Source organism: Geobacillus sp. Y412MC52, from assembly GCF_000174795.2.
Lineage (GTDB): Bacteria > Bacillota > Bacilli > Bacillales > Anoxybacillaceae > Geobacillus > Geobacillus thermoleovorans.
This window is the reverse complement of sequence record NC_014915.1, coordinates 1205008-1230886: the sequence shown is the minus strand read 5'-3', so window position 1 is coordinate 1230886 and position 25879 is coordinate 1205008. Positions and strand designations below refer to the sequence as shown.

Below are 25879 nucleotides of genomic sequence, written 5' to 3'. Positions count from 1 at the left end.
CCATACCAAGGAGGACTTCAAATGAATTGTACACAAAATCAGAAAATCAATCAAGTCACCGAACAAACGCTTGTCGTGGGCATCGATATCGCGAAACGAACCCACTACGCCTGCTTCGTGGATGACCGGGGGCGTGTGCTTCGCAAATCGTTCCCGATCTTCCAGTCGAAAGAGGGCTTTCGCCAGCTGTATGAAGCGATTCAGGAGGCGATGCAAGCGTTCGGAAAGCCGCAGGTGATCGTCGCGGTGGAGCCGACCGGGCACTACTGGTTGAACCTGGCCTACTTCCTCGAGGAGCACGGGATCCCGTTGGTCATGGTCAACCCGGCGCATGTGTGCCGGTCGAAAGAACTCGATGACAACCTGCCGACGAAACATGACGCCAAAGACGCCCTAGTCATCGCCAGACTGGCGAAAGACGGACGATTCCTCGTCCCCCGGCTGCTGCACGAGATCGAAGCCGATTTGCGCGTCGGGAGCACGCTCAAAGAGAAGCTCCGCAAGGAACAGACGGCGGTGAAAAACGCGATCGTCCGCTGGACCGACCGATACTTTCCAGAGTTTTGGACGGTGTTTCGCGACCTGGGGAAAACGGCGCTTTCGGTGCTGGAGTGGACGCCGCTTCCGGCCGATATGGCCAGCCGATCCGCCGAGGAGCTCATCGAGGTGTACCGGCAAAGCGAAGGGCTGAAATGCCCGCAGAAGGCCAAAATTCAGGCGTTGATCGACGCCGCGAAGGACTCGATTGGGGTGACGGAAGGGACGACGATGGCCCGGTTTGAAATCGCCGCGCTCGTCCGCCGATACCGCCAATTGGAGGCTGAGATCGCCGCGTTGGACGCCGAGTTGAAGGCGTTGGTTCAAACGACGATGGAGTATCAATGGCTGAAAACGGTCGACGGGTTGGGAGACGCCACGATCATCGATCTGCTGGCGGAGATCGGCAGCTTCGCCCACTATCGGGACCCGCGTCAATTGGTGAAGTTGGCGGGCCTGACGCTCAAAGAGAACTCCTCCGGCCAGCGCAAAGGGCAAAAGCACATCTCCAAACGGGGACGGAAACGGCTGCGATCGGTGCTGTTTCGGGCGATGATTCCGCTGATCCGGCACAACGAGGCGTTTCGCGAGCTGCATGACTATTACACGACCCGCCCCGTCAATCCGCTGACCGGAAAGCAGTCCATCGTCGCATTATGCCGGAAGCTGTTGAATGTGCTGTTTGCGATTTGTACGAAGAAACAAGCCTTTGACGCGGAGCGAATGAAACAGGACGTCTTGTCCCAGGTGCAACGGGCGGCCTAAGGCCTCCCCCTGCGAACGGAAGAATCGTTGGACAACAGGATGACACCGGAGAAGCTGGCGTGATTTTATCCATTCGACCTTGAGTCCCCAAAGGAGCTTGGCCGGCCTCCGCCTGATGACGAGACCGAACGAGGGAATGTTGGCGCCAAGACGCCCGGAGACATGGGAGGGTTCGTCCTCATCAGCGACGCGGAGATCCAAAGGGTGCATCGAATACGCTTCTCCCCACGGAAGGAAAATATCCCCAGCCGTGGCCGCGAAGCGCACCCTAGGTCTGTAAGATATCCACAAAACTGAAAAAGGATGTAAGGGATTTTGTCGAAAAATATTTTTTGGACACCCCTGAGGGGCCGAAAAGCCTTGATAAATCAACATTTCTAGAGGGAGGAAGAAAAAAGAGAGGGAGGCCCCTCTCTTTTACCGGGTGATTATTTTTGTTGGACCAGCTTGACCATCATGTTGGCAAGGGCGTGCTGCTCTTTTTCATCCGCAACGCTCCAAAGATCAGCGAGCACCCGTTCTTCCGGGTTTTTCGGGTCGACGTGTTTCGCCAAATAATCCCCGATTTGGTAAGCGACATCTGTGATCACTTGCTGAGTCAATCCTTGCTGTTGCGCTTGTTCTAAACGTTCCGCCAAAAAGTCTTTCCATTGTTCAAAGTTATCCAGTACCGACATGTCAATCCCTCCTTGTTGAATGTTTCAAGGATAGTTTGCCTGCCGAACCGGAAAATATACGTTCAACAATACCAGCCGCCGTTGACGGAAATGACTTGGCCGGTGATATACGAAGCGGCATCAGACAGCAAAAACGCCACCGTTTCCGCCACCTCATCCGGGGTGCCGAGCCGGCCGGCTGGAATTTCGTCAGTGAGCGCTTCCAGCTCCTCAGGACGAAACACCCGCAGCATATCGGTATCAATCGCCCCCGGTGCAACAGCGTTGACGCGAATGCCGCTTGGGGCAAGCTCCTTGGCCAGCGCCTTGGCAAACGCGTTCTGCCCTCCCTTTGTCATCGAGTACACCGCCTCGCACGAAGCGCCGCACAATCCCCAAATCGAGGAAATGAACACAATATGACCGCGCTTTCTCGCCACCATTGATGGGATCAGCCTTTTGATGAGCAACGCCGGGCTTGTCATGTGAAGCCGCACCATCCGCTCGATTAATTCATCGTTCATGTCGGTCAACAATCCGTAATAGCTTGCACCGCTGTTGTAAACGATGGCATCAACCGGGCGATCGATTTGCGAAACGAGCTTTTCCACCCCATCCGGTGCCGACAAATCGGCCTCAATCGGCACAATATGCACATCGTTAAGCTCTTCTTTCAGCGCTTCAACAGGCGCCCGTCGCCGATAGTAATGGAGAAAAAGTCCGTACCCCTCCCGAGCGAGCACACGGGCGATGCTTTGTCCGATGCCTCCAGAGGCTCCCGTAATCAAGGCGTAGCGCATGAAACCATCCTCTCCTTTTTGCCGCAAAAAAGCATCCTTCTCAGGAAGGATGCCTTATTGCCCTTTTGGAACGACTTCGCAAACCGCGATTTGCGAATCGCGGAAGCAAGAAGAGGCAACCGCCGCGATATCGTCCATGGCAAGGGATGAAAGCGCCGGCAAAATGTCAAACAAGTTGGATCCGTAAAACGCGTAGCGCGTAAACTGGTTGGCGATGTATTCCGGCGAGTTGAGCGCGCGCAAAAAGGCGCCGATTTTTTTCTTTTTCACCCGTTCAAACTCTTCCTTTTTGACTGCTTCCGACGAAAACGACAGCAGCACCGTTTGAATTTCCGAAGCGAGCCGTTCAGCGTCCCTTGTATCGCCGCCGATCAACGCGAAGCCGAACCCGCGCTCTTCTGTATAATCGTACATAAATGTATCATCGATCAATCCTTCGCGGTACAGCCGTTCATAATGCGGCGAGCTTTTTCCAAACAAATAGTCCAATGCGACGTGGAAGGCAAGCTCATGCCGAAGTTTTTGTTCGCCGGCTTCAGGAACGGACGGCGCTTTGATGCCGACAAAGCACTTGTTCGTCTGCACATGCATCGGAATCACTTTTTTCTTTTCCGCTACTGCGCTCGGTTCTTCATATGCAAACCGCTTCACTTCCGGGGCTTGCGGGAACGACTTTTTCGCCTGGTTGTCGCGGATTTGCTGCATGATTTTTTGTTCATCGACCGGGCCGACGACAAACAAAAGCATGTTGCTCGGGTGGTAAAACGTTTCGTAGCACTCATACAGCAACTCTTTCGTAATTTGGGCGATCGATTCAACTGTGCCGGCGATGTCGATTTTGACCGGATGGTTGTGATACATGCTTTCGATGGCGCCGAAATAGACGCGCCAGTCTGGGTTGTCGTCGTACATCCGAATTTCCTGGCCGATGATCCCTTTTTCTTTTTCCACTGTCTTGTCGGAAAAGTACGGGCTTTGCACAAAATCGATCAACGTTTCCAAGTTTTTCTCGACGTTGTCGGTGCTTGAGAACAAATAGGCGGTGCGGGTGAACGTCGTAAAGGCGTTCGCCGAGGCGCCTTGTTTGCTGAACTGCTGAAACACGTCGCCGTCTTCTTTTTCAAACAGCTTATGCTCCAAAAAATGGGCGATGCCGTCCGGAACGCGCTTCATCTCCGTTTTACCGAGCGGGACGAACTGGTTGTCGACCGAACCGTAGTTCGTGGTGAATGTCGCATACGTTTTGTTGAATCCTTTTTTCGGCAAAATGTACACGTCAAGGCCGTTGTCCATTTTTTCATAAAACAGCTCTTCGTGCAGCGTCTCATACACCCGTTTTTCCATCTTCCGTCGCCTCCATTCCGGTCAAAAAGTACACCGTATCAAGCTCCACCTTGTCAGCGACGCGCACCACATCCTCGCGCGTCACTTGATCGGTGCCGGCAATCCATTCATCGATCGGGCGCTTTCGCGTTGAGACGACGTTATGGTACAACACCTCCACAAGCCCGCGCGGCGTATCGAGCGTCTCAAGCAGCTGGTTGCGGATGACCGCTTTCGTCTGCGCCATTTCTTCATCTGTGAAATCGCCGTTTTTCATCGCCTGCATTTGCTCATCGATGATGCGGCGCGCCTTCTCATAGTTGGCCGGTTCAATGCCGGACATGACCATCAAAAGCCCTTTATGGCTCTCAAGCCTTGAGGCGGCATAATAGGCAAGGCTTGCCTTCTCGCGGACGTTGATGAACAGCTTCGAATGGGAAAAACCGCCAAAAATGCCGTTAAACATTTGCAAGGCGTAATAATCGTCATCTTCATACGTCACATTTGTCCGATAGCCGATGTTGAGCTTTCCTTGCTTCACGTCTTGCCGCTCGATGACTTCGCGAACTTCCCCTTGCGGCTTGACAGAAACCGACGATGCGCGCTCCCGCTTTGGACGATCCGGCAGAGAAAAACGCTGCTTCACCGCATTGAGCACCGCCTCTTCAGCCACGTCGCCAATGACATATAGATCCAGCTCATCCTCGGCCAGCGCTCGTTCATAATAGCGATACAGCCCTTCCGCCGTGATGCCGTCCACGTCTTCAAGCTCGCCGTTTGGAGAGAGGGCGTACGGTTCGCCTTTGCACATTTCTTCTACAAGGCGCATGTTCGCATAGCGCATTTTGTCATCATACACCGCCTGAATGCGTTGACGGAGCGCCCGCTTTTCCTGCTCAACAATGTCAGTGACAAACCGGCCGCCATCAAGCGCCGGGCGGAACAGAAGATCGGCCAAGAACTGAAACGCTTTCGCAAGAAGCGGCGTTTGCTCCGGCAAAAATCGTTCATTGGCGACATCGATGCGAATCGTCATGATATGATGTTCGCCTTTTTTCGTTAAATCGACGTTCAGCGTCGCCCCATACAGTTCATCCAAATAGGTGCGCAGCGCCTTAACGCTCGGATAGTCGGCCGTGCCGCTTTGCAAGACGTATGGCAAAAGCGCGCGCAGCGTGACCGTCTCTTTAGCAAGAGGGGCCTTCATTTTCCAAACGATCGTGTTCGTTTTGTACTTATCGGTCGAAATCGTATGGACGCGAACCGGTCCGACCGCTGTGACTTTTTCGTCGACCAATCCAACTCCTCCTTACTTTTTCTCTTTGCAGATATGCACTATCTTTCATTTATTGTAAAGCGTCTTATCAACAATATACCTTTTGCCAATGGAAAAATGCAAATCATTCCATTCAGCAAAAACGGCCGTCCATTTTTCGGACAGCCGCTTTCATCACCGTTTTCCTTTGATGTATGGCGTGCCAGCCGCTTTCGGCGCCTCAGCGCGGCCGATGAAGCCCGCCAGCGCCAAAATCGTGAGTGCATACGGGGCGATGAGCAAGTAAACGGTCGGGACGTTTTTCAAGAACGGAATCGTTTGCCCGACGATGCTTAAGCTTTGCGCCAACCCGAAAAAGAGCGCCGCCCCCATCGCGCCGATCGGATGCCACTTGCCGAAAATCATCGCCGCAAGCGCCATAAATCCGTGCCCGGAAATCGTCGCATGGCTGAAATCGCGGGAAATGATCGTCGCGTATACCGCACCGCCCAAGCCGCCGAGCGCGCCGCTGATCATGACAGCGATGTAGCGCATTTTGGCGACATGAATCCCCATCGTATCCGCCGCCATCGGATGTTCGCCGACCGCACGCAGCCGCAGGCCAAACGGCGTTTTGTAAATGACATACCATGATACAAACGCCAGCGCAATGGCGATATACGACGGCGCGTACGCGTTGGAAAACAACAGCGGCCCGATGACGGGAATGTCGCTTAACACTGGCACGTCAATTTTGTCAAACCCAACTTGAATTTGGTCCGTCTGCCCCTTGCCGTACATTTTCTTCACTAAAAACAGCGACAGACCAAGCGCCAAAAAGTTGATCGCCACCCCGCTTACGACTTGGTCGGCGCGAAATGTGACCGATGCGACAGCGTGCAGCAGGGAAAATACAGCGCCGACCACCATGGCAGCCAATAAGGCAAGCCACGGCGTCCATTCGCCAAACCGATCGGCAAACGTCAAATTAAAGACGATGCCGACAAACGCGCCGATGGTCATCAATCCTTCAAGCCCGATGTTGACGACGCCGGACCGTTCGCTAAACACGCCGCCAAGGGCGGTGAAAATGAGAGGAGCCGCAAAGAAAATCGTTGTCGGGACAATCGTTTGCAAGACGTCATACACGCTCACTTACTCCGCCCCCTTTTGCCAACGAGATAACAGCCAGCGGATCATGTAGCTGGATGCAACAAAGAAAATGATGAGCGCGATAATAATATCGACGAGTTCGGTCGGCACGCCGGCGCTTGACGGCATTTCCAACGCCCCGACTTTTAAGGCGCCAAACAACAAGGCGGAGAGCAAAATGCCAAACGCGTTGTTTCCTCCGATCAAGGCAACCGCGATGCCATCAAATCCAAGGCCGGTAAAGCCGGCTTTCGTCGAGATGTTTCCAAATGTGCCAAGCCCCTCCATCGCCCCGGCGACGCCGGCAAAAGCGCCGGAGATGACCATCGCTAAAATGATGTTGGCGCGCACATTCATGCCCGCGTACTGTGACGCGTGCTGATTGAAACCGACCGCCCGCAGCTCAAACCCTTTCGTCGTCCGCTCAAGCAAAAACCACATGACAAATGCGGCGGCGACAGCGATGAAAATGCCGTAATGCATGGTGGAATGATGCGTAATGGCATCAAAAAAGTCGGAGTGAAGCGATGCGCTTTCTTTCACCGGCTTTGATTTAAATCCCTCATCAGACAAAACGGAACGGATGATGGCGTTCGTTACATGCAAAGCAATATAGTTCATCATGATCGTAATAATGACTTCGTGCACTTTTAAATACGCCTTCAGCACACCCGGAATCAAGCCCCATAGCGCCCCGGCCAACGCGGCGGCCAACAAGGCAAGCGGCAAATGGATGATTTTGGGCAAATCAAAGGACACCCCGACCCAGACGGCAGCGAGCCAGCCGACGATCAGCTGCCCTTCAACCCCGATGTTAAACAAGCCGGTGCGAAAGGCAAACGCCACCGCCAAGCCCGTTAAAATGTATGGCGTCGTCTGGCGGATCGTTTCGCCGATATAGTACGTATCGCCAAACGCCCCGTACACGAGAGCGCCAAAGCCGGCGATCGGGTTGTAGCCGCTTGCAAGCATCACGATCGAACCGGCGATCATGCCAAGAAGAACGGCCAACAATGGTATCAAAAATTGCTGGAGACGATTCGACTTCATCACGACACACCTGCTTCCTTCCGTTTGCTTCCAGCCATCAACAGCCCGAGCTCCTGTTCGGTTGTTTCTTTCGGATCAACGATGGCGACGATGTTTCCTTCATAAATGACAGCGATCCGGTCGCTGACGTTCATCACTTCGTCAAGCTCAAACGAGACGAGCAGCACCGCTTTCCCGCGGTCTCGCTGTTCAATGAGCCGCTTATGAATAAATTCGATCGCTCCAACATCAAGCCCCCTCGTCGGCTGGGCGGCGATCAACAAGTCCGGGTCGCGGTCGACTTCACGGCCGATGATCGCTTTTTGCTGGTTTCCGCCCGATAGCGCCCGCGCCTTCGTATATTCATCCGGCGTGCGCACGTCAAATTCGCGGATGAGCTGGCGCGCTTTTTCGTAAATGGCTTGAAAATTCAACAGACCCCGCTTCGAGTACGGCGGCTGATAGTACGTTTGCAGCACCATGTTTTCGCCGATCGGAAAGTCAAGGACAAGCCCGTGCTTATGCCGATCTTGCGGAATATGGCCGACGCCGGCTTCGATGATTTTGCGCGGCGGCAAATTCGTAATGTCTCGGCCGTTGAGGCGGATTGTCCCTGATTCAGCTTTGATCAAGCCGGTTATGGCTTCAATGAGCTCGGTCTGGCCGTTGCCGTCGACTCCAGCAATGCCGACGATCTCGCCGGCGTGCACCGTCAAGTTCAAACCGTTGACCGCTTTGATCCCGCGCGCGTCCTTGACGACTAAGTCTTTAATTTCCAACACCGGTTTTCCCGGCTCAGCCGGTTTCTTAGCGGTCGTAAACTGCACCTCGCGGCCGACCATGAGCGCCGCCAGTTCGTTCGGATTCGTCTCCGCCACATTGAGCGTCGCAATTCCTTTGCCGCGGCGGATGACGGTGACGCGGTCGCACACTTCCATAATTTCTTTGAGTTTGTGCGTAATTAAAATGATGGATTTTCCTTCGCGGACGAGCGTGCGCATAATTTGCATGAGCTCGCGAATTTCCTGCGGCGTCAACACCGCTGTCGGTTCGTCAAAAATCAAAATATCGGCGCCGCGGTAAAGCGTCTTTAAAATTTCCACGCGCTGCTGCATGCCGACGGAAATGTCGGCGATCTTCGCTGTCGGATCGACCGCGAGTCCATATCGTTCCGACAATTCGCGCACTTCCCGCTCCGCCCGCTTCATATCGATCGTTCCGGCCCGCGTCGGCTCGCTGCCTAAGATGATGTTTTCCGTCACGGTGAACGTATCGACGAGCATAAAGTGCTGATGCACCATGCCGATGCCAAGATCATTGGCGACGTTCGGGTCGGTGATGCGCACCGGCTTTCCTTTCACGCGGATTTTGCCGCCGTCCGGCTGGTATAAACCGAACAGCACGTTCATGAGCGTCGATTTGCCGGCCCCGTTTTCGCCAAGCAGAGCGTGTATCTCCCCCTTTTTCACTTGCAGCGTAATGTTGTCATTGGCGACAAACGTGCCAAACACCTTGCGGATATTGAGCATTTCAATCACGTATTCCAAGCGATTCACTCCTTACTCAAGCAAGGTCAAAATCACAAAATGAAAGGCGACAGCGAAACAGCCGCCCTTCATTTCATGATTTTGAAGAAGGCTAGCGGCGCGCACTAGCCTTCTTCGCCGTTGTTCGTCACTTGATCGTCGCAGCGAATTGCTCGTACTCTTTCCGGTTTGTCGGAACTTTCACTTCGCCTTTGATGATTTTTTGCTTCCATTCGTCAACTGTTTTTAACACGTTCTCCGGAATGTTGTCTTGCGTCGGGGCAATGCCAACCCCATTTTCCGGCAACCCGTACTCAATCGTTTTGCCGCCCGGGAAGTCGCCCTCTTTCGCCCGTTTCGCCGTGTCATAGACAGCGACGTCGACGCGCTTCACCATCGAAGTGAGCGTTACGTTGTACGTTTTGCCGCCGACTTTCACTTCTCCCTCCGGCGCTTGGTCTTTGTCAACACCGATGACCCAAATTTCGCGGTTCGGATCTTTCTTCTTCAAATCTTTCGCTTCCGAGAAGACGCCGTTCCCAGTCGCTCCAGCTGCATGGTAGATGATGTCGATGCCAGACGCGTACATGCTCGAGGCGATCGCTTTCCCTTTATCCGCTTGGTCGAACGCCCCGGCGTATTGCACTTCCACAGTCGCCTTCGGATTGACCGCTTTCACGCCGGCGCGGAATCCGCTTTCGAATTTTTCGATCAACGGAATCTCCATCCCACCGACAAAGCCGATTTTATTCGTTTTCGTCATTAGCCCGGCGACAACACCGACAAGGAACGAGCCTTCATGCTCCTTGAACGTGATGCTGGCGACATTTGGCTCGTCAACAACAGTGTCGACGATGGCGAAATGTTTTTTCGGGTTTTGCTTCGCGACTTCTTTCACCGCGTCGCCCATCAAATACCCGATGCCGAAAATCAAGTCAAAGTCGCTGCGCACAAGCTTGTTTAAGTTCGTGGCATAGTCAGCGTCGCTCGATGACTGCAAATAGTCGTAGCCGCCGCGGCCTTTTTCAAGCCCGTTGTCTTTGCCGAACTTTTGCAGCCCTTCCCAAGCCGACTGGTTGAACGATTTGTCGTCAATGCCGCCGACGTCGGTGACCATGGCGACACTGAACGTATCTTTCTGATTGCCGCCTCCCGCATTGTTGCCGGCTTGTCCGCAGGCGCTAAGCAGCGTGCCGGCGGCAAACAGGACGGACAACACCAATCCCATTCGCTTTTTCATCCATCACTACCCCCTGCTTTGAAAATTGGTTCCTTTATATTTAGTATGAAACTTCCGGCTTCTTTCTATGTACCCTTTTCACCCCCCTTAAAAGCTGAACCGCTTCCGCATGACATGGAAGCTGAACTTGTCGGAGCGGAAGTAGTTGACGGAATAAAAAATCGGCTCATCGTTTTTATCGAAATGCATTTGCTTGAGCACAAGCAGCGCCGTTTCCGGGTCGCATTGCAAAATCGGCGACACTTTTTCATGATAGCCAAGCGGCACGATGCGCGCGACCGCATAGGCGATGTCGCGATGCGTTTGGTTGTGCAAGTTTTCAAACAGCGACTCATGTTCATAGGAGATGCCCTTCGGCAAATATTTGCATAAAATTTTATCCAAGCAATAAACGACCGGCTCCCCATCGGCGGTGCGCACCCGCTCGATGAGCAACAAATTCTCGTCCGGCCGGCATTGGAAGCGGCGCATATCGTCTTCCGTCGGCTGTTGGATGGAGGAAGACAAAAAAATCGTTCCTGGCTTGCGCCCCGCTTGACGAATCATATCCGTGACGCTTGAGAGCTGCTCGATGCCGGACGTAAACAGCGGACGGGCGTTGACAAACGTTCCGACGCCGTGGCGGCGGATGATAATGTTTTCTTCTTCAAGCACCCGCAGCGCTTCCCTCAATGTCGCCCGGCTGACGCCAAGCTGTTTGGCGAGTTCAAACTCGGACGGCAGTTTTTGCTTTTCTTTGTACACTCCCGTTTCAATATCGCGCTTGATGCGATCAATCACTTGCAAGTAAAGGTGGCGGCTGTCTGATTTGATTGACATGACAACGTCCTCCGTGTTACGCATTTCCGTTGAGATCAGACCTCTGACATTAGACATATAACCTTTTTGAGATTACTATATCATTTTTTACTGGGCAAATAAATAGGTGATATCAAATTTTGTCGAAGAAAAAGAAATAGGATTGGCAACGCTTCCAATAAGATGTATGATTGAGCGGGCAGGCTTTTTTCGCCCGCCCTTTTTCCCATTTATGATGTCTTTTTTAAATCTTCCTTCGACCAAAGAACGGCGCGCGGCTTGCTTCCTTCATACGGGCCGACGACGCCGCGCTCCTCCATGGCATCAATGAGCCGAGCGGCGCGATTGTAACCGATGCGGAAGCGGCGTTGCAGCATCGAGACGGAGGCGCTTTGCATTTCAACGACAAGACGGACCGCCTCATCGTACAACTCGTCTTCAAGAGCTGAGGAAGAGGGTTCGCTGTCTTCGACGAACATCTCCTCATAATATTGCGCCTGCTGCTGTCCGATGACAAACCGAACGACTTCTTCCACCTCTTGGTCGGAGACAAACGCCCCTTGGACGCGCACTGGTTTTGAGGCCCCCATCGGCAAAAACAGCATATCGCCGCGGCCGAGCAGTTTTTCCGCCCCGCCCATATCCAAAATGGTGCGCGAGTCGATTTGCGATGATACACTGAAGGCGATGCGCGACGGAATGTTCGCTTTGATGACGCCGGTGATGACGTCCACCGACGGGCGCTGGGTGGCGATGATCAAATGGATGCCAGCGGCGCGCGCCATTTGCGCCAAACGGGTGATCGCCTCTTCCACATCCGAGGAAGCCACCATCATCAAGTCGGCCAATTCGTCGATGATCACGACGATGTATGGCAAAAGCGGCTGCTGTTCCGACGCCGTTTCGTTATGGTGGCGGATATGCTCGTTATATCCTTCAATGTTGCGCGTGCCGGTATGCGAGAACAGCTCGTAGCGCCGCTCCATTTCTTGGACGACTTTTTTCAGCGCCTGGGCCGCTTTTTTCGCGTCGGTGACGACCGGTGTCAACAAATGAGGAACACCGTTGTACACACTTAACTCCACCATTTTCGGATCGATCATCATCAGCTTCACCTCATGCGGCTTCGTGCGCATGAGCAGGCTGACGATAATGCCGTTGATGCAGACGCTTTTGCCGCTGCCGGTCGCGCCGGCGATCAACAAATGCGGCATTTTGTTTAGTTCCGCAGCGACGACTTCACCGGAGATGTCGCGCCCAAGCGGAATCAAAAGCTTCGCCTTGTCCCGTGTATGCTCAATGGCTTCCAGCACTTCGCGCAGCGAAACAGTGGCGATCTCTTCATTTGGCACTTCGATGCCGATCGCGGACTTGCCGGGGATCGGTGCTTCAATGCGGATGTCTTTCGCCGCCAAAGCGAGCGCCAAATCGTCGCTTAAGCTGACAATTTTGCTCACTTTCACCCCGACGTCCGGATACACTTCATATTTCGTCACCGCCGGACCGAGGTGCACTTGCGTCACTTTCGCCTTGACGCCGAAGCTTTGGAACGTTTTCTCCAGTTTTCGCGCGTTGGCGTAAATGTTCGCATGATCGGCCGATTGCCCGGCCGGCTTCGGCAGGCGAAGCAAATCAAGCGGCGGCAGGTCGTAATTGGTGTTTTCATGCTCGGAAAACGCAAGCGGCGGCGCCGGTTTGTCCTCCTCCCCCCCACTGTCGCCTTCCACCAGTGGATTCTTCTCTTCTTCCGGCTCAGCGGCCGACCGGACCGCGGCAAAATCGGAAATGATCGGCGGCGGGGAAAGCAATTCCTCATCCGGCTCGACGCTGCTTGCTTCAGCCGGCTCGTCTTCCCGCTTTGCGGCCGCCCGCCGCGAGCGTCGGCTTCGGCCGCCGCTTTCCTTGCGCTTCCTCCCCGCCCGCCATTGCTTTATATCTTCGACAAACGCCAACCATTCTTTTCGCACAAACGCTGCGGCAAAAGCAACCCATTTGCCGGCCGTCTCGCGCAGCGATTTCCCGGTCAGCACGACAAAGCCGACGATGAACAGAAGGAAACAAATCCATTTCGTCCCGGGCGAATCGAACAGCTGGTAGCTGGCGGCAAATAACAGGGCGCCGACCATTCCGCCCCCTAAATCCACATCGGCCGCCTTGCCGCTTGCTTCGTTCCAAAACAGCCCCCACGTCGTCCGAATGATGCTCGGATCAAGCTCGCCGCGCCGCGACATGAGTTCAAACAGCTTGTCATGGCTCAAAAGCAGAAGCGCCGCGGCGATGGACGAAGCGCCGACAAACGGGCGGCCCGTCCATGACGGCCACTCCCGCCGCCACATGACGATGAGCGATAATATGAAAAGTCCGCCTACTAATAGCATGTACCATTCGCCGAAAAAAAAGCGGCCCACAAGCACGAGCGTCTCCCCGACAAGCCCGAGGCGGGCCATCGCAACGACAGCGACCGCGAGCAAGCCAAGTCCGATCAATTCAAAGCGGATTGTTTCCGTCCATGGCTGTGTTTTTGACGGCTTCCCTTTTCTTCTTCGCTTTCGTTTCGCCATGATCGTTCACTCCAGCATGAATGAATTGGCAAGCCGGAAAAAAGCAGCCAACAATGGCTGCTTTTTTCCGTTTGTTTACTATTATATCATGAACGGCTGAACAATTCATTACGATGTTGCCAGAGAAGCCGGAAATCGCGCCCCAGGCGCATATTTGGCGTTTAAAAAATGGAACGGATTGGTGCTTAAGTTTTGCACGATTTCATATTCTCCCGTTTCTACAGATTGGACGAGAAACGGAATGCCATCGTAATACACCATTTTCCGCTTCTCATAAACAGCGGCATCGACCGGAAAAATCAAATGTTCGGGCATGATCGTATACAAAATCATTGGATCATCTTCCCTTCCCCGTTTTTCCTCATCGCGATCAGCTCGCGCAGCTTCACCATCGCTTGGGACACGCCCCCGACTTCATCGATGAGCCCGTACCGGACGGCGTCAGGCCCAACGACGTTCGTGCCGATGTCGCGCGTCAAATTGCCTTTGGAAAACATGAGCTCTTTAAACTTTTCCTCGCTGATCTTCGAATGTTTCGTCACGAAGCGGACGACGCGCTCCTGCATTTTATCCAAGTACTCAAACGTCTGCGGCACGCCGATGACAAGACCCGTCAAACGGATCGGATGAATCGTCATCGTCGCCGTCTCGGTGATGAACGAATAGTTGCACGACACAGCGATCGGCACGCCGATCGAATGGCCGCCGCCAAGCACAACGGAAACAGTCGGTTTCGAGAGCGAGGCGAGCATTTCGGCAATGGCGAGCCCTGCTTCCACATCGCCGCCGACCGTATTTAAAATGACGAGCAGCCCTTCAATTTTCGGGTTTTGCTCGATGGCCACAATCTGTGGAATGACGTGCTCGTATTTCGTCGCCTTATTTTGCGGAGGCAGCTGAATATGCCCTTCAATCTGTCCGACGATCGTCAAACAATGAATGTTCGTATCGGGATCCATTTGCGGGACGTTCGTCTGCCCAAGCTGGGTGATGGCCGCAGTCGCTTCCTCGGCCTTTGTTTCCGGCTGTTCGCCCTCGGTTTCCGCTTGAAAATAACGTTCCTTCTCCATCCATTTCGTCTCCTTTCTTGTCGATCATACGCTTAGTATGGCCGAAAGAAAAAAGAAAAATGCCGGCAACGGCTGACCGTTTCCAGCATTTTCCGGTTGACTTTGAGCATGATTGCATTATACTTCCATAATAATAGGCAAAATCATTGGTCTGCGCTTCGTTTTTTCAAATAAAAACTGGCTTAACGCTTCACGGATGTTCGCTTTCAACGACGACCATTCAAGCATGTACGATTCAAGGCAGCGCTCGATGATTGCCGCCACCATTTTCTCTGCTTCCTCAAGCAGTGTCTCAGACTCGCGCATGTAGACGAACCCCCGCGAAATGATTTCCGGGCCGGCGGCGATCGTTTTCGCTTCTTTATTCAGCGTGACGACGGCGATCAAAATGCCGTCCTGGGACAATAAGCGGCGGTCACGCAACACAATGTTGCCGACATCGCCAATGCCGAGGCCATCAATTAAAATGTTGCCGTACGGCACTTTGCCGCCGGGGCGGGCGGCACCGCCGCGGAACTCGATCACTTCGCCTTTGTCGATTAAAAACGTCCGCTCCTCCGAGATGCCGACCGCCTTCGCCAACCGGGCGTGCGCTTTTTGCATCCGATATTCCCCATGCACCGGAATAAAGTATTTTGGCTTCATTAAATTGAGCATCAACTTTAATTCTTCTTGGCAACCGTGCCCAGATACGTGCACTTGCCGGTCGCGGTAAATCACGTTGGCGCCGGCCCGATACAAGGCGTCGATCGTTTTCGCGAACCCAAGCTCATAGCCCGGCATGACGGATGCGGCGACGATGACGGTATCCCCTTCTTTGATGTTCACTTGTTTGTTCGCTTGACGCGCCATGCGCCAAAGCGCGCTCATCGGCTCGCCATGCCCGCCGGTTGTCAAAATGACGAGCTCGCGGTCATTGTAGCGATCGATATCGTGCGCAGAAATCGTCACCTTGTCTGGAACGTGCAAATAGCCAAGGCGCACGGCGATGTCCATTACTTTATGCAGCGTTTTGCCGATGACTGCCACTTTACGCCCGGATTGGTGGGCGGCGTACAGCACTTGCTGGATGCGGGTGATGTTGGAAGCGTAGCAGGCAACAAACACACGCCCTTTCGCATGGCCGATCACGTCAGCGATCTCATAGGCGACTACCGTATCGGAGCCGCTGTAGCCGGGGCGTTCGGCGTTTGTGCTGTCCGACAAAAGACACAGCACCCCTTCTTCGCCGATTTGCGCCATTTTCCCTAAGTCGGTGCGGTTGTTGCCGTACGGGGTTTGGTCAAATTTAAAATCACTCGTGTACACGATCGCACCTTGCGATGTATGCAGACTGATGCCGATCGAATCGGGGATGCTGTGGATCGTGCGGAAAAACGTCACTTTCGCCTTGTCAAACACGAGCTCCTCATCCGGATGAACTTCATTGAGCTTTGCGCCCGACACCCCTTGTTCTTTTAACAGCGCCTCCGCCAACCCGAGCGTCAGCTTCGTTCCGTATACCGGCACAGACAGCTGCTTGAGCACGTAGGCGATCGCCCCCATATGCTCCTCGTGCCCGTGGGTGAGAAAAATTGCCTGAATGCGATGCTGCCGTTCAATCAAATATGTGATGTCCGGGATCACTTTGTCGATGCCGAGCATTTCGTCTTCCGGAAACATCACCCCGGCGTCGATGACAAAAATGTCCTCGTCCAATTCGACAACATACATGTTTTTGCCGATTTCTCCGACTCCCCCAAGGGCAAAAATGCGTATTTTCTCTACCGGCTTTATTTTCGATTTCAAGGCTGCGTCCTCCCAATTGTGATGCTAACCCGCTCAAAGTCACTTGCTTTTATTATAACGAATCGATGCTGAAAAACACAAGATGGTTCATTCACGAGCCAATGGATTTCACAGCCAAGGCAAAAAAAGGCCCCAACGCGCAAGCAAAGCGTTGGGGAATCGTTTCGTTACGACAGCGCATCGAGCAGGCGGCTTAGCTCCTTCCGCTCTTGTTCGGCAAGCGGCACAAGCGGAAGGCGCACCGAACCAACGTCCAGCCCGCGCAGCTGCAGCGCCGTTTTCACCGGCACCGGGCTTGGGGCGGCAAACAAGCCTTTCATGAGCGGCAGCCATTTTCGATGCAGCGCCGCCGCCTTCTGATGATCGCCCGCTAAAAAGGAACGAATCATTTCCTGCATTTCATTGCCAATGATGTGCGAAGCGACCGAGACGACGCCATTGCCGCCGATCGCTAGCACTGGAAGCGTCAAGCTGTCGTCGCCGCTGTAGAGCAAAAAGTCGTCCGGCGTACGCTCAATGATTTCCGCCATGGCGTCCAAATTGCCGCCCGCTTCCTTGACAGCGACAATGTTCGGAACTTCGGACAGCCGGATGACCGTCTCCGGAGCAAGACTCACCGACGTGCGCCCTGGAACGTTATACAGCATCACCGGAAGCCGTGTGCTTTCGGCAATCGCTTTGAAATGTTGATACAGCCCTTCTTGGTTCGGCTTGTTGTAATACGGAGCCACAAGCATGACAGCATCGACGCCCGCCTCTTCCGCCTTTTTCGTCAGCTCGATCGACGCGCGCGTATCGTTCGTGCCCGTTCCAGCAATGACCGGCGCTCGGCCGTTGACGACGGAGACGACATGGCGAAAAAGCGCGATTTTTTCCTCGGTCGTCAACGTCGGCGACTCGCCGGTCGTGCCGGCGACAACGAGCGCATCTGTGCCATTGTCAAGCAAATAGTTGACAAGCTCCGTTGTTTTTGCCAAGTCGAGATTCCCTTTTCGGTCAAATGGCGTAACCATCGCCGTTATGATGTTCCCGAACTGAACCACGGTTTTCACTCCTCGCTCCAAATCGCTTCATCTTCGCCCGCATCCGCCTCGGATAAACAGAAGGCGTCATGCAGAGCGTTGACCGCCTTTTCCATATCGTCTTGCTTCACTAACACCCAAATCGTCGTATGGCTGTCGGCGGACTGCAAAATTTGAATGCCTTGCTCCGACAAGGCAGTGACGATTTTCGCCGTCACCCCCGGTACGCCGGCAATGCCGGCGCCGACGACCGACACTTTGGCGCATCGGGGCGTCACGGCCGGTTCGTAGCCGATGCGGCGCAGGGCGGCCACCGCTTTTTCCGTCATGTCGCCGCTCACGGTGTACACAACACCGTACGGGGAAATGTTGATAAAGTCCACGCTGATCCCTTCATGGGCCATCGCTTGAAACACGTCAGACTGCAGCTCATAGTGGCCTTCTTTCGCCAGCACTTTGATTTGTGTGACGTCGGCGACGTACGTAATGCCGGTGACAAGCCGCTCTTTCACATCGCTTCCTTTTCGGCCGCGCACCGATGAAGTGACGAGCGTCCCGGGGGCATCGGAGTACGTCGAGCGAATGCGCAGCGGCACTTTCGCCTGCATGGCGATCTCCACCGCGCGCGGATGGATCACTTTCGCCCCTTGGTACGCCATGTTGCAAATTTCCGTATACGTAACGACGTCAAGCGGCCGGGCGCTCTCAACGATGCGCGGGTCGGCGGTCATGACGCCGTCGACATCGGTGAAAATATCAACCCACTCCGCGTTTAACGCCGCGCCGAGCGCTGCCGCCGACGTGTCGCTCCCGCCGCGGCCGAGCGTTGTTATGTCGCCGTTTTCCGCCATGCCTTGAAAGCCGGCGACAACGACGACGTCGTATTGCCGAAGCGCCTCAAGGAGGCGGTCGCAGCGCATTTCGAGAATTTTCGCGTTCGTATGATCGCTGTTCGTGCAAAATCCTGCCTGGGCGCCGGTGAACGCCGTCGCTTTGATGCCGTGTTCGTTCAACAAGTTGCTGAACACAACGCTTGAGATGATTTCTCCGCACGCCATAAGCATATCTTGCTCTCGTTTTGTGACATGGTGATGAACGCCGCCGATCAAACTAAGCAGCGTATCGGTCGCATATGGATCGCCGGAACGTCCCATAGCCGATACGACGGCCACGACTTTATAGCCATCTTCCAACGCCCGTTCAATATGGCGGCGCGCCAAGTTCCGCCCGCGCTCGTCGCGGACGGACGTGCCGCCGAACTTTTGAACAATGAGTTTCATGCTAACACCTCGATGCTTTTTCAAATGAGCCCGAGCTTCAACAAACTTTCTGCGATTTGCACCGAGTTCGAGGCTGCACCTTTTAGCAAGTTGTCAGCGACAATCCATAGATGGAAGCCGCGGCGGTTGTCCAAATCGCGGCGGATGCGGCCGACAAACACGTCGTACTTACCGACGCAATTGGCCGGCATCGGATACAACTGTTCGCTCGGATCATCTTGAAGCACGACGCCCGGCGCTTCGCGGAGCACCGCCTGCAAGTCAGAGGCGGTGACGCCGTCTTGTTCAATTTCGATGTACACCGATTCCGAATGGCCGCTCGCCACCGGAATGCGCACGCACGTCGCCGCCACTTTCAGCTCAGGCATATGCATGATTTTTTTTGTTTCATTGATCATTTTCATCTCTTCAAACGTGAATCCATTGTCTTGAAACTTATCGATTTGCGGAATGGCGTTGAACGCAATTGGGTAATGCTTCCGGTCCGATTTCACTGGCAAAATGTTCGCCTCAACCGGCTTGCCTTCGAGCACGGCTTTCGTCTGCTCGTTGAGCTCTTCAATGGCCTGCGCTCCCGCCCCGGAGACGGCCTGGTACGTCGAGACGATGACGCGCTCTAAGCCAAACGCTTTTCGAATCGGCTCCAACGCCACGACCATTTGAATCGTCGAGCAGTTCGGATTGGCGATAATGCCGTTATGCCACGTCAAATCGCTTTCGTTCACTTCCGGAACGACAAGCGGCACGTTTTCCTCCATCCGAAACGCGCTCGTATTGTCGATCACGATCGCCCCGCGCCGCACCGCTTCCGGCGCCAGCGCTTTCGATACGGCGCCGCCGGCGCTGAACAAGGCGATGTCGACCCCGTTAAAGCGCTCGGGCGATGCCGCCTGCACTTCGATCTCCTCGCTGCGAAAGCGCATTTTTTTGCCGGCTGACCGCTCCGATGACAACAAAGTCAATTTTCCAACCGGGAAGTTCCGGTCTTCAAGCGTCCGCACCATTTGCTGCCCAACTGCCCCCGTTGCTCCGACGACAGCGACATGATATTGTTTTTGAGCCATCAACCATTCTCCTTCCACATCGTCACTCTAAGAAGTGAATTCATAGTCTTTATTTTATCACATTCCGCTGTGGACGAGAGAACATTTTTATGCGGAACATTGATTTTTGATTCAGTTGTAGCGGAACCGCTCGATAATGACCGGCTGCAGCTGCTTCCCTTCAAGCGCGGCGAGAATCGTATCGCGCAAAAGCGGCATGTAGGCGACCATGGAGTTCGGCTTCGCCTGCGGGGCGTCTTGGCCGAACGGGATGAAATAAATGTTTTTTGCTGCCATAAGCCGCATTAGATTGACGCCGTTTAAGCCGAGCGCATCGTTCGTGGAGATGCCAAGCACGACCGGGCGGTGGTTGCGCATCGTCGCTTTCGCTGCCATCAGCACGGGGGAATCCGTCATGGCATTGGCCAGCTTGCTCATCGAGTTGCCGGTGAGCGGGGCGATCACCATGCAGTCGAGCGGGATTTTCGGTCCGAGAGGTTCTGCTTTGACGATCGTATCGATCACCTCGTTTCCGGTCAGTTGCTCCAGTTTTTTCACCCATTCTTCCCCTTCCCCGAAGCGGGTGTTCGTCGTTTTCACCGTATAGGTGACGATCGGCAGCACCTCCGCTCCTTCGTTGACAAGCTTCTCGATCTCCGGGAACACCGCATCATATGTGCAATGCGACCCGGTGAGGCCAAAGCCGATCCGTTTTCCTTTCAAGCTGTTTCCGCTCATGCATGATTCTCCTCCCGTTTTTGTAAATCTGCATATAACAGCTGCGCCAAGACGTTGGCGATGATTTGCCCAGCTGTCTTCGGCGCGACGATCCCCGGCAGCCCGGGCGCCAAAATGGCTTTCACTCCGCGTTTTTCGGCATAGCGGAAGTCAGTGCCGCCCGGTTTTGACGCCAAATCGATAATCAGCGTATGGGGCGGCATTTTGGCGATGACGCTCGCCGTCACGATGAGATGAGGCACGGTGTTGATGCAGACGTCAATGTCACGCACTTCTTTTTCCAAATCGTTTAAGTGAAACGGCACGAGCCCCATTTCTGTAATGCGGGCGAGATGCTCCGACCGGCGCGCCCCGACTTTCACTTTCGCCCCCAACGCGGCGAACGTCCGGGCGACGGTCATGCCAACGCGTCCAAGCCCCAAGACGGCAACGCATGAGCCATGGATCGTAAAATCCGTATGCTGAATGACCATCATCACCGTGCCTTCCGCGGTCGGAATGGAGTTGTAAATGGCGACATCGTCGCGCTCAAACAACTGCACGTGCTTGCGCCCTGTTTTTTTCACCAATTCGTCCAAATACGCGTTGCTGATGCCGGAATAAATCGTGCATTGCCGCGCCGTTTTTTGCACCATCTCTTCTGTAAACGGAATCGGTTCGTGGGCAAACACGCTGTTGACGTTTCCGTCCAGCGTCGTGCCGTGAACCGGCAAAATGATCGCATCCAAATCGGCAAAATCGACTTCGCCAATCGGCAGCTTCATCGCCCCGGTGAAATGATGGGCGAGCTGGTCGAAGCCGACAAGCGACAACTTCGCGTCGAGTTCAACGAGTTTACGGATGACTTCAAGCTGCCTAGCATCGCCGCCGATGATGGCGATATGCATTCCTGTCAGCATCATGTTGTACGCTCACCTTCTTTTCTGGCAAACTGCTCCGTTTCCTTTCCCATCTTATGTCGGAAGGAAAATATAGGTGAATATCCTTGCAGGAAAAAATGGGCGATATGCGCCCAAAGCTGACAAGAGGCAGTCATTTTTTCTGTTTTTGTTCCTTACATATAAAGTAAAGAAGCGAAAAAGGAGGAAACCAGCATGAGGCTGAGCGAATTAAGCGGAAAAGAAATTGTCGATGTAAGCCGAGCCGAGCGGCTCGGGGTGCTCGGGCAGACCGATTTGGAAATCAACGAGCAAACGGGGCAGATCGAGGCGCTGCTCATCCCAACGGGAAAATGGTTCGGGTTTCGCAAAGACGGACAGGAAATTCGCGTGCCGTGGAAATATATTCGCAAAATCGGCGCCGATATGGTGATGATCGACGTCCCCGAGGAAGGGTGAAAGAGGCGGAAACGAAAAAGCTAACAACCTAGCGAAAGGTCGTTAGCTTTTTTGAGCTCGGTCTATGAACGGAGCGGGCGCGGCAGCACGCCGTCCGGGCTGATTAAGGCGAGCGCGTAATCGTCCGTGAAAACCGTGCGCGCCAGTTCGTTTACTTTTTCCACCGTGACACTTTCAATCTCTTCAATGATCTCATCAAGCGAGCGGTGGCGGCCGAGAAGGAGTTCATTTTTGCCGTTGCGGCTCATCCGGCTGTTCGTGCTCTCGAGCCCAAGCATCAGGCTTCCTTTCATCTGCTCTTTGCTGTTATGCAACTCTTTTTCGGTCACTCCGTCCTCCTTCAGCTGGCGAATGGTCTGCTGGATCGTTTCGAACAGCACATCAAGCTGGCTGCTTCCTGTGCCGGCGTAAATGGCGAGCAGGCCGCTGTCTTGGTAGGCGGAATGGTACGAGAACACCGAATACGCCAATCCGCGCTGTTCGCGCACTTCCTGAAACAGCCGGCTGCTCATGCTGCCGCCTAAAATATTGTTCAAGATGAGGAGCGGGTACGCGTCCGGATGGCCGATCGGCAACCCGTTGAATCCGATGCATACGTGCGCCTGCTCAGTGTCCTTTTTGCGCGCGATCTTTTGCGGCACAAACGCCGGCGTCCCTGAAGAAGGCGGCTTGCTCTCTGCGGCGAACGAGCCGAAATAGCGCTCGACCTCATCAATAAACCGTTCGTCGACGTTGCCGGCGACCGAAATGACGACGCGATCCGGTGTATAGTAGTCCGCCATATATTGGCGCAGCGTGTCGCCAGTAAACGTGCGCAGCGTCTCTTCCGTGCCCAAAATCGGATAGCCGAGCGGATGACCCGCATAGCACGCTTTGCCGAGCAAATCGTGGACGATGTCATCCGGTGTATCTTCATACATTTTGATTTCCTCGAGCACGACGTTGCGCTCCTTTTGCAGCTCATCCTCCACAAATGTCGAGTGGAAAAACATATCGGCGAGCATTTCAAGCGCCAGCGGCGCGTGTTCATCCAACACTTTGGCGTAGTAACACGTATACTCCTTCGATGTAAAGGCGTTTACTTGCCCGCCGATGCTGTCGAATGCTTCCGCAATGTCCCGGGCCGTGCGCGTCGTTGTCCCCTTGAAAAACATATGCTCTAAAAAATGGGAAATGCCATTGGTTTGCTCCGTTTCATTGCGCGAGCCGGTCCCGATCCATATGCCGATGGCCACCGACCTTACAGTCGGAATTTGCTCGAGCACGATTCGCACACCGTTTTTGCACGTATATTTGTTAATCAACTCCATGTTCCTCCTGTTTGTTTGCCAGTCTTTTCTCATCGAATAAGGCCGTCAAGCTGCCTAGGGCGTAGCCTTTTTGCTTAATCGAGGTGATCAGCTCGTCAAGTGCAGCCGCCGTCGGCATCGTTGGGTGCATCAAAATGATGGCGCCAGGATGAACTTTCGATGTCACCCGTTTCACTATAACAGATGGCGACGGTTTTTGCCAATCAATTGTATCGACGCTCCATAGAATCGTTTTCATGCCGAGTTCCGCGGCGACCTCGACAACCTCGTCGCGGTAGCTGCCGCTTGGCGGGGCAAACCATTTGCATTTAACCGATGTCGCCGCCTTAATCACTTCGTTTGTTTTCTCGAGCTCGCGGCGGATGTTGTCGACAGCGAGCGTTTTCATATCGGGATGGCTGTAGGAATGGTTGCCGATTTCATGGCCGGCGTCTGCTATCATTTTTGCCATCTCCGGGTGTTTTTTTACCCATCGTCCTTCCAAGAAGAACGTCGCCTTGACATTGTATTTTTTCATCGTCTCAAGCATGTCGGGGAGGTATTCTTCCCCCCAAGCGACATTGACCGCAAACGCCACCATCGGCTTGTCAGGATGGCCGCGGTAAATCGGCGCCGGCGGCAAATCGTCCAAATGGACGCGCGGGGGCACTTGACGGAACACGAGTTTTCGCTCATCAAACATCCCCGTTTTCTTCATGTTTTGATAGGAGGCGTCAATGTCAACGGCGAGCCCGTTGTAGCCGGGCGTCGCCTTCCATACTTTATCGATGACCGCATCTTGGGCGGGAATTTCATATTGCTTCGCTTGTTTGACGATCGTGTCGTACAGCTTGTCGCGCTCTTTCATCGCGGTTGTTTCCATCGGGCGCCAGCTCGCGATGTAATCGCCAACCGGAGGCCAATGAACCGCCGCCCAGGCGGCAAGAAACATGACCGCTAGCGCCATATAGCGGGCAATTCCGTTGTTCACCCTTGTCCCCCTCCCTCTAGAAATGTTGATTTATCAAGGCTTTTCGGCCCCTCAGGGGTGTCCAAAAAATATTTTTCGACAAAATCCCTTACATCCTTTTTCAGTTTTGTGGATATCTTACAGACCTAGGGTGCGCTTCGCGGCCACGGCTGGGGATATTTTCCTTCCGTGGGGAGAAGCGTATTCGATGCACCCTTTGGATCTCCGCGTCGCTGATGAGGACGAACCCTCCCATGTCTCCGGGCGTCTTCGCGCCAACATTCCCTCGTTCGGTCTCGTCATCAGGCGGAGGCCGGCCAAGCTCCTTTGGGGACTCAAGGTCGAATGGATAAAATCACGCCAGCTTCTCCGGTGTCATCCTGTTGTCCAACGATTCTTCCGTTCGCAGGGGGAGGCCTTAGGCCGCCCGTTGCACCTGGGACAAGACGTCCTGTTTCATTCGCTCCGCGTCAAAGGCTTGTTTCTTCGTACAAATCGCAAACAGCACATTCAACAGCTTCCGGCATAATGCGACGATGGACTGCTTTCCGGTCAGCGGATTGACGGGGCGGGTCGTGTAATAGTCATGCAGCTCGCGAAACGCCTCGTTGTGCCGGATCAGCGGAATCATCGCCCGAAACAGCACCGATCGCAGCCGTTTCCGTCCCCGTTTGGAGATGTGCTTTTGCCCTTTGCGCTGGCCGGAGGAGTTCTCTTTGAGCGTCAGGCCCGCCAACTTCACCAATTGACGCGGGTCCCGATAGTGGGCGAAGCTGCCGATCTCCGCCAGCAGATCGATGATCGTGGCGTCTCCCAACCCGTCGACCGTTTTCAGCCATTGATACTCCATCGTCGTTTGAACCAACGCCTTCAACTCGGCGTCCAACGCGGCGATCTCAGCCTCCAATTGGCGGTATCGGCGGACGAGCGCGGCGATTTCAAACCGGGCCATCGTCGTCCCTTCCGTCACCCCAATCGAGTCCTTCGCGGCGTCGATCAACGCCTGAATTTTGGCCTTCTGCGGGCATTTCAGCCCTTCGCTTTGCCGGTACACTTCGATGAGCTCCTCGGCGGATCGGCCCGCCATATCAGCCGGAAGCGGCGTCCACTCCAGCACCGAAAGCGCCGTTTTCCCCAGGTCGCGAAACACCGTCCAAAACTCTGGAAAATATCGGTCGGTCCAGCGGACGATCGCGTTTTTCACCGCCGTCTGTTCCTTGCGGAGCTTCTCTTTGAGCGTGCTCCCGACGCGCAAATCGGCTTCGATCTCGTGCAGCAGCCGGGGGACGAGGAATCGTCCGTCTTTCGCCAGTCTGGCGATGACTAGGGCGTCTTTGGCGTCATGTTTCGTCGGCAGGTTGTCATCGAGTTCTTTCGACCGGCACACATGCGCCGGGTTGACCATGACCAACGGGATCCCGTGCTCCTCGAGGAAGTAGGCCAGGTTCAACCAGTAGTGCCCGGTCGGCTCCACCGCGACGATCACCTGCGGCTTTCCGAACGCTTGCATCGCCTCCTGAATCGCTTCATACAGCTGGCGAAAGCCCTCTTTCGACTGGAAGATCGGGAACGATTTGCGAAGCACACGCCCCCGGTCATCCACGAAGCAGGCGTAGTGGGTTCGTTTCGCGATATCGATGCCCACGACAAGCGTTTGTTCGGTGACTTGATCAATTTTATAGTTTTGTGTACAATTCATC

General features: G+C 54.4%; 23 protein-coding genes. 2 read left to right on the top strand and 21 right to left on the bottom strand.

Annotated elements, in window-relative coordinates:
• Positions 1 to 21 precede the first annotated feature (21 nt).
• Positions 22 to 1302, top strand: coding sequence for an IS110 family transposase (locus tag GYMC52_RS06200; RefSeq protein ID WP_012820465.1), 1281 nt, complete (start codon positions 22 to 24; stop codon positions 1300 to 1302).
• Positions 1303 to 1730: 428 nt separating this feature from the next.
• On the opposite strand, the gene GYMC52_RS06195 is transcribed toward GYMC52_RS06200, so the two are convergent.
• From GYMC52_RS06195 to dpaA, 18 genes are all read right to left on the bottom strand, one after another.
• Positions 1731 to 1979 (bottom strand): DUF3243 domain-containing protein, encoded by a 249-nt coding sequence (locus tag GYMC52_RS06195; RefSeq protein ID WP_011230790.1) that lies wholly within the window; start codon positions 1977 to 1979, stop codon positions 1731 to 1733.
• 62 nt (positions 1980 to 2041) lie between these two features.
• On the bottom strand, positions 2042 to 2758 hold the full coding sequence (gene ymfI / locus GYMC52_RS06190) for an elongation factor P 5-aminopentanone reductase (RefSeq protein WP_013145708.1): 717 nt from the start codon (positions 2756 to 2758) through the stop codon (positions 2042 to 2044).
• Between the two features lie 54 nt (positions 2759 to 2812).
• The gene (yfmH, locus tag GYMC52_RS06185) at positions 2813 to 4102 is read right to left on the bottom strand and encodes an EF-P 5-aminopentanol modification-associated protein YfmH (RefSeq protein WP_013145709.1); all 1290 of its coding nucleotides are present in this window, start codon (positions 4100 to 4102) and stop codon (positions 2813 to 2815) included.
• Positions 4083 to 5378, bottom strand: coding sequence for an EF-P 5-aminopentanol modification-associated protein YfmF (gene yfmF, locus GYMC52_RS06180; RefSeq protein ID WP_013145710.1), 1296 nt, complete (start codon positions 5376 to 5378; stop codon positions 4083 to 4085). The genes yfmH and yfmF overlap by 20 nt, the downstream gene beginning before the upstream one ends.
• A gap of 153 nt (positions 5379 to 5531) precedes the next feature.
• Positions 5532 to 6491, bottom strand: coding sequence for an ABC transporter permease (locus tag GYMC52_RS06175; protein ID WP_011230786.1), 960 nt, complete (start codon positions 6489 to 6491; stop codon positions 5532 to 5534).
• Positions 6492 to 7538, bottom strand: coding sequence for an ABC transporter permease (locus GYMC52_RS06170; RefSeq protein WP_013145711.1), 1047 nt, complete (start codon positions 7536 to 7538; stop codon positions 6492 to 6494).
• Entirely contained in the window at positions 7538 to 9064 is a 1527-nt protein-coding gene (locus GYMC52_RS06165; protein ID WP_013523427.1) for an ABC transporter ATP-binding protein, read from the bottom strand. The genes GYMC52_RS06170 and GYMC52_RS06165 overlap by 1 nt, the downstream gene beginning before the upstream one ends.
• A 127-nt stretch (positions 9065 to 9191) precedes the next feature.
• Complete coding sequence (locus tag GYMC52_RS06160) at positions 9192 to 10283, bottom strand: BMP family lipoprotein (protein WP_013523426.1); 1092 nt, start codon at positions 10281 to 10283, stop codon at positions 9192 to 9194.
• An 87-nt stretch (positions 10284 to 10370) separates the two neighbouring features.
• Positions 10371 to 11102, bottom strand: a complete 732-nt coding sequence (locus GYMC52_RS06155) for a GntR family transcriptional regulator (RefSeq protein WP_013145714.1) — start codon at positions 11100 to 11102, stop codon at positions 10371 to 10373.
• A 209-nt stretch (positions 11103 to 11311) separates the two neighbouring features.
• Positions 11312 to 13642 carry a DNA translocase FtsK gene (locus tag GYMC52_RS06150; RefSeq protein WP_013523425.1) on the bottom strand — a complete coding sequence of 777 codons (2331 nt, stop codon included), beginning with the start codon at positions 13640 to 13642 and terminating at the stop codon, positions 11312 to 11314.
• Between the two features lie 108 nt (positions 13643 to 13750).
• Complete coding sequence (locus GYMC52_RS06145) at positions 13751 to 13975, bottom strand: YlzJ-like family protein (protein WP_013145716.1); 225 nt, start codon at positions 13973 to 13975, stop codon at positions 13751 to 13753.
• Complete coding sequence (locus GYMC52_RS06140; protein WP_013523424.1) at positions 13972 to 14712, bottom strand: ClpP family protease; 741 nt, start codon at positions 14710 to 14712, stop codon at positions 13972 to 13974. Before GYMC52_RS06140 ends, GYMC52_RS06145 begins: the two co-directional genes overlap by 4 nt.
• Before the next feature lie 117 nt (positions 14713 to 14829).
• The gene (locus tag GYMC52_RS06135; protein ID WP_013523423.1) at positions 14830 to 16500 is read right to left on the bottom strand and encodes a ribonuclease J; all 1671 of its coding nucleotides are present in this window, start codon (positions 16498 to 16500) and stop codon (positions 14830 to 14832) included.
• A 167-nt stretch (positions 16501 to 16667) separates the two neighbouring features.
• Positions 16668 to 17543, bottom strand: coding sequence for a 4-hydroxy-tetrahydrodipicolinate synthase (gene dapA, locus GYMC52_RS06130; RefSeq protein ID WP_013523422.1), 876 nt, complete (start codon positions 17541 to 17543; stop codon positions 16668 to 16670).
• A 5-nt stretch (positions 17544 to 17548) separates the two neighbouring features.
• Complete coding sequence (dapG, locus tag GYMC52_RS06125) at positions 17549 to 18802, bottom strand: aspartate kinase (protein WP_013523421.1); 1254 nt, start codon at positions 18800 to 18802, stop codon at positions 17549 to 17551.
• 20 nt (positions 18803 to 18822) lie between these two features.
• Positions 18823 to 19866: an aspartate-semialdehyde dehydrogenase gene (asd, locus tag GYMC52_RS06120; protein ID WP_013145720.1), complete on the bottom strand. Its 1044-nt coding sequence runs from the start codon at positions 19864 to 19866 to the stop codon at positions 18823 to 18825.
• A gap of 111 nt (positions 19867 to 19977) precedes the next feature.
• Positions 19978 to 20583, bottom strand: a complete 606-nt coding sequence (locus GYMC52_RS06115; protein ID WP_013145721.1) for a dipicolinate synthase subunit B — start codon at positions 20581 to 20583, stop codon at positions 19978 to 19980.
• Positions 20580 to 21485 carry a dipicolinic acid synthetase subunit A gene (gene dpaA / locus GYMC52_RS06110; RefSeq protein ID WP_013145722.1) on the bottom strand — a complete coding sequence of 302 codons (906 nt, stop codon included), beginning with the start codon at positions 21483 to 21485 and terminating at the stop codon, positions 20580 to 20582. The genes GYMC52_RS06115 and dpaA overlap by 4 nt, the downstream gene beginning before the upstream one ends.
• A gap of 192 nt (positions 21486 to 21677) precedes the next feature.
• Between dpaA and GYMC52_RS06105 the strand changes: the two genes are divergently transcribed.
• Positions 21678 to 21920 (top strand): YlmC/YmxH family sporulation protein, encoded by a 243-nt coding sequence (locus GYMC52_RS06105; RefSeq protein WP_011230772.1) that lies wholly within the window; start codon positions 21678 to 21680, stop codon positions 21918 to 21920.
• Positions 21921 to 21982: 62 nt separating this feature from the next.
• Here GYMC52_RS06105 and GYMC52_RS06100 read toward each other — a convergent pair whose 3' ends face one another.
• The 3 genes from GYMC52_RS06100 to GYMC52_RS06090 form a co-directional block, all read right to left on the bottom strand.
• Positions 21983 to 23230, bottom strand: coding sequence for a M16 family metallopeptidase (locus GYMC52_RS06100; RefSeq protein WP_013145723.1), 1248 nt, complete (start codon positions 23228 to 23230; stop codon positions 21983 to 21985).
• Positions 23217 to 24200, bottom strand: a complete 984-nt coding sequence (locus GYMC52_RS06095; protein WP_013145724.1) for a polysaccharide deacetylase family protein — start codon at positions 24198 to 24200, stop codon at positions 23217 to 23219. Before GYMC52_RS06095 ends, GYMC52_RS06100 begins: the two co-directional genes overlap by 14 nt.
• Positions 24201 to 24597: 397 nt before the next feature.
• Positions 24598 to 25878 carry an IS110 family transposase gene (locus GYMC52_RS06090; protein WP_012820510.1) on the bottom strand — a complete coding sequence of 427 codons (1281 nt, stop codon included), beginning with the start codon at positions 25876 to 25878 and terminating at the stop codon, positions 24598 to 24600.
• Position 25879 lies beyond the last annotated feature (1 nt).

Bases quoted from the DNA above. Each gene is read 5' to 3' on its own strand.
- GYMC52_RS06145 (WP_013145716.1), bottom strand. From the start codon at position 13,975: ATGATTTTGTATACGATCATGCCCGAACATTTGATTTTTCCGGTCGAT.
- GYMC52_RS06090 (WP_012820510.1), bottom strand. From the start codon at position 25,878: ATGAATTGTACACAAAACTATAAAATTGATCAAGTCACCGAACAAACG.
- yfmH (WP_013145709.1), bottom strand. From the start codon at position 4,102: ATGGAAAAACGGGTGTATGAGACGCTGCACGAAGAGCTGTTTTATGAA.
- GYMC52_RS06155 (WP_013145714.1), bottom strand. From the start codon at position 11,102: ATGTCAATCAAATCAGACAGCCGCCACCTTTACTTGCAAGTGATTGAT.
- GYMC52_RS06200 (WP_012820465.1), top strand. From the start codon at position 22: ATGAATTGTACACAAAATCAGAAAATCAATCAAGTCACCGAACAAACG.
- GYMC52_RS06150 (WP_013523425.1), bottom strand. From the start codon at position 13,642: ATGGCGAAACGAAAGCGAAGAAGAAAAGGGAAGCCGTCAAAAACACAG.
- GYMC52_RS06105 (WP_011230772.1), top strand. From the start codon at position 21,678: ATGAGGCTGAGCGAATTAAGCGGAAAAGAAATTGTCGATGTAAGCCGA.
- GYMC52_RS06100 (WP_013145723.1), bottom strand. From the start codon at position 23,230: ATGGAGTTGATTAACAAATATACGTGCAAAAACGGTGTGCGAATCGTG.
- dpaA (WP_013145722.1), bottom strand. From the start codon at position 21,485: ATGATGCTGACAGGAATGCATATCGCCATCATCGGCGGCGATGCTAGG.
- GYMC52_RS06170 (WP_013145711.1), bottom strand. From the start codon at position 7,538: ATGAAGTCGAATCGTCTCCAGCAATTTTTGATACCATTGTTGGCCGTT.
- asd (WP_013145720.1), bottom strand. From the start codon at position 19,866: ATGGCTCAAAAACAATATCATGTCGCTGTCGTCGGAGCAACGGGGGCA.
- GYMC52_RS06115 (WP_013145721.1), bottom strand. From the start codon at position 20,583: ATGAGCGGAAACAGCTTGAAAGGAAAACGGATCGGCTTTGGCCTCACC.
- GYMC52_RS06140 (WP_013523424.1), bottom strand. From the start codon at position 14,712: ATGGAGAAGGAACGTTATTTTCAAGCGGAAACCGAGGGCGAACAGCCG.
- GYMC52_RS06195 (WP_011230790.1), bottom strand. From the start codon at position 1,979: ATGTCGGTACTGGATAACTTTGAACAATGGAAAGACTTTTTGGCGGAA.
- dapG (WP_013523421.1), bottom strand. From the start codon at position 18,802: ATGAAACTCATTGTTCAAAAGTTCGGCGGCACGTCCGTCCGCGACGAG.
- ymfI (WP_013145708.1), bottom strand. From the start codon at position 2,758: ATGCGCTACGCCTTGATTACGGGAGCCTCTGGAGGCATCGGACAAAGC.
- GYMC52_RS06160 (WP_013523426.1), bottom strand. From the start codon at position 10,283: ATGAAAAAGCGAATGGGATTGGTGTTGTCCGTCCTGTTTGCCGCCGGC.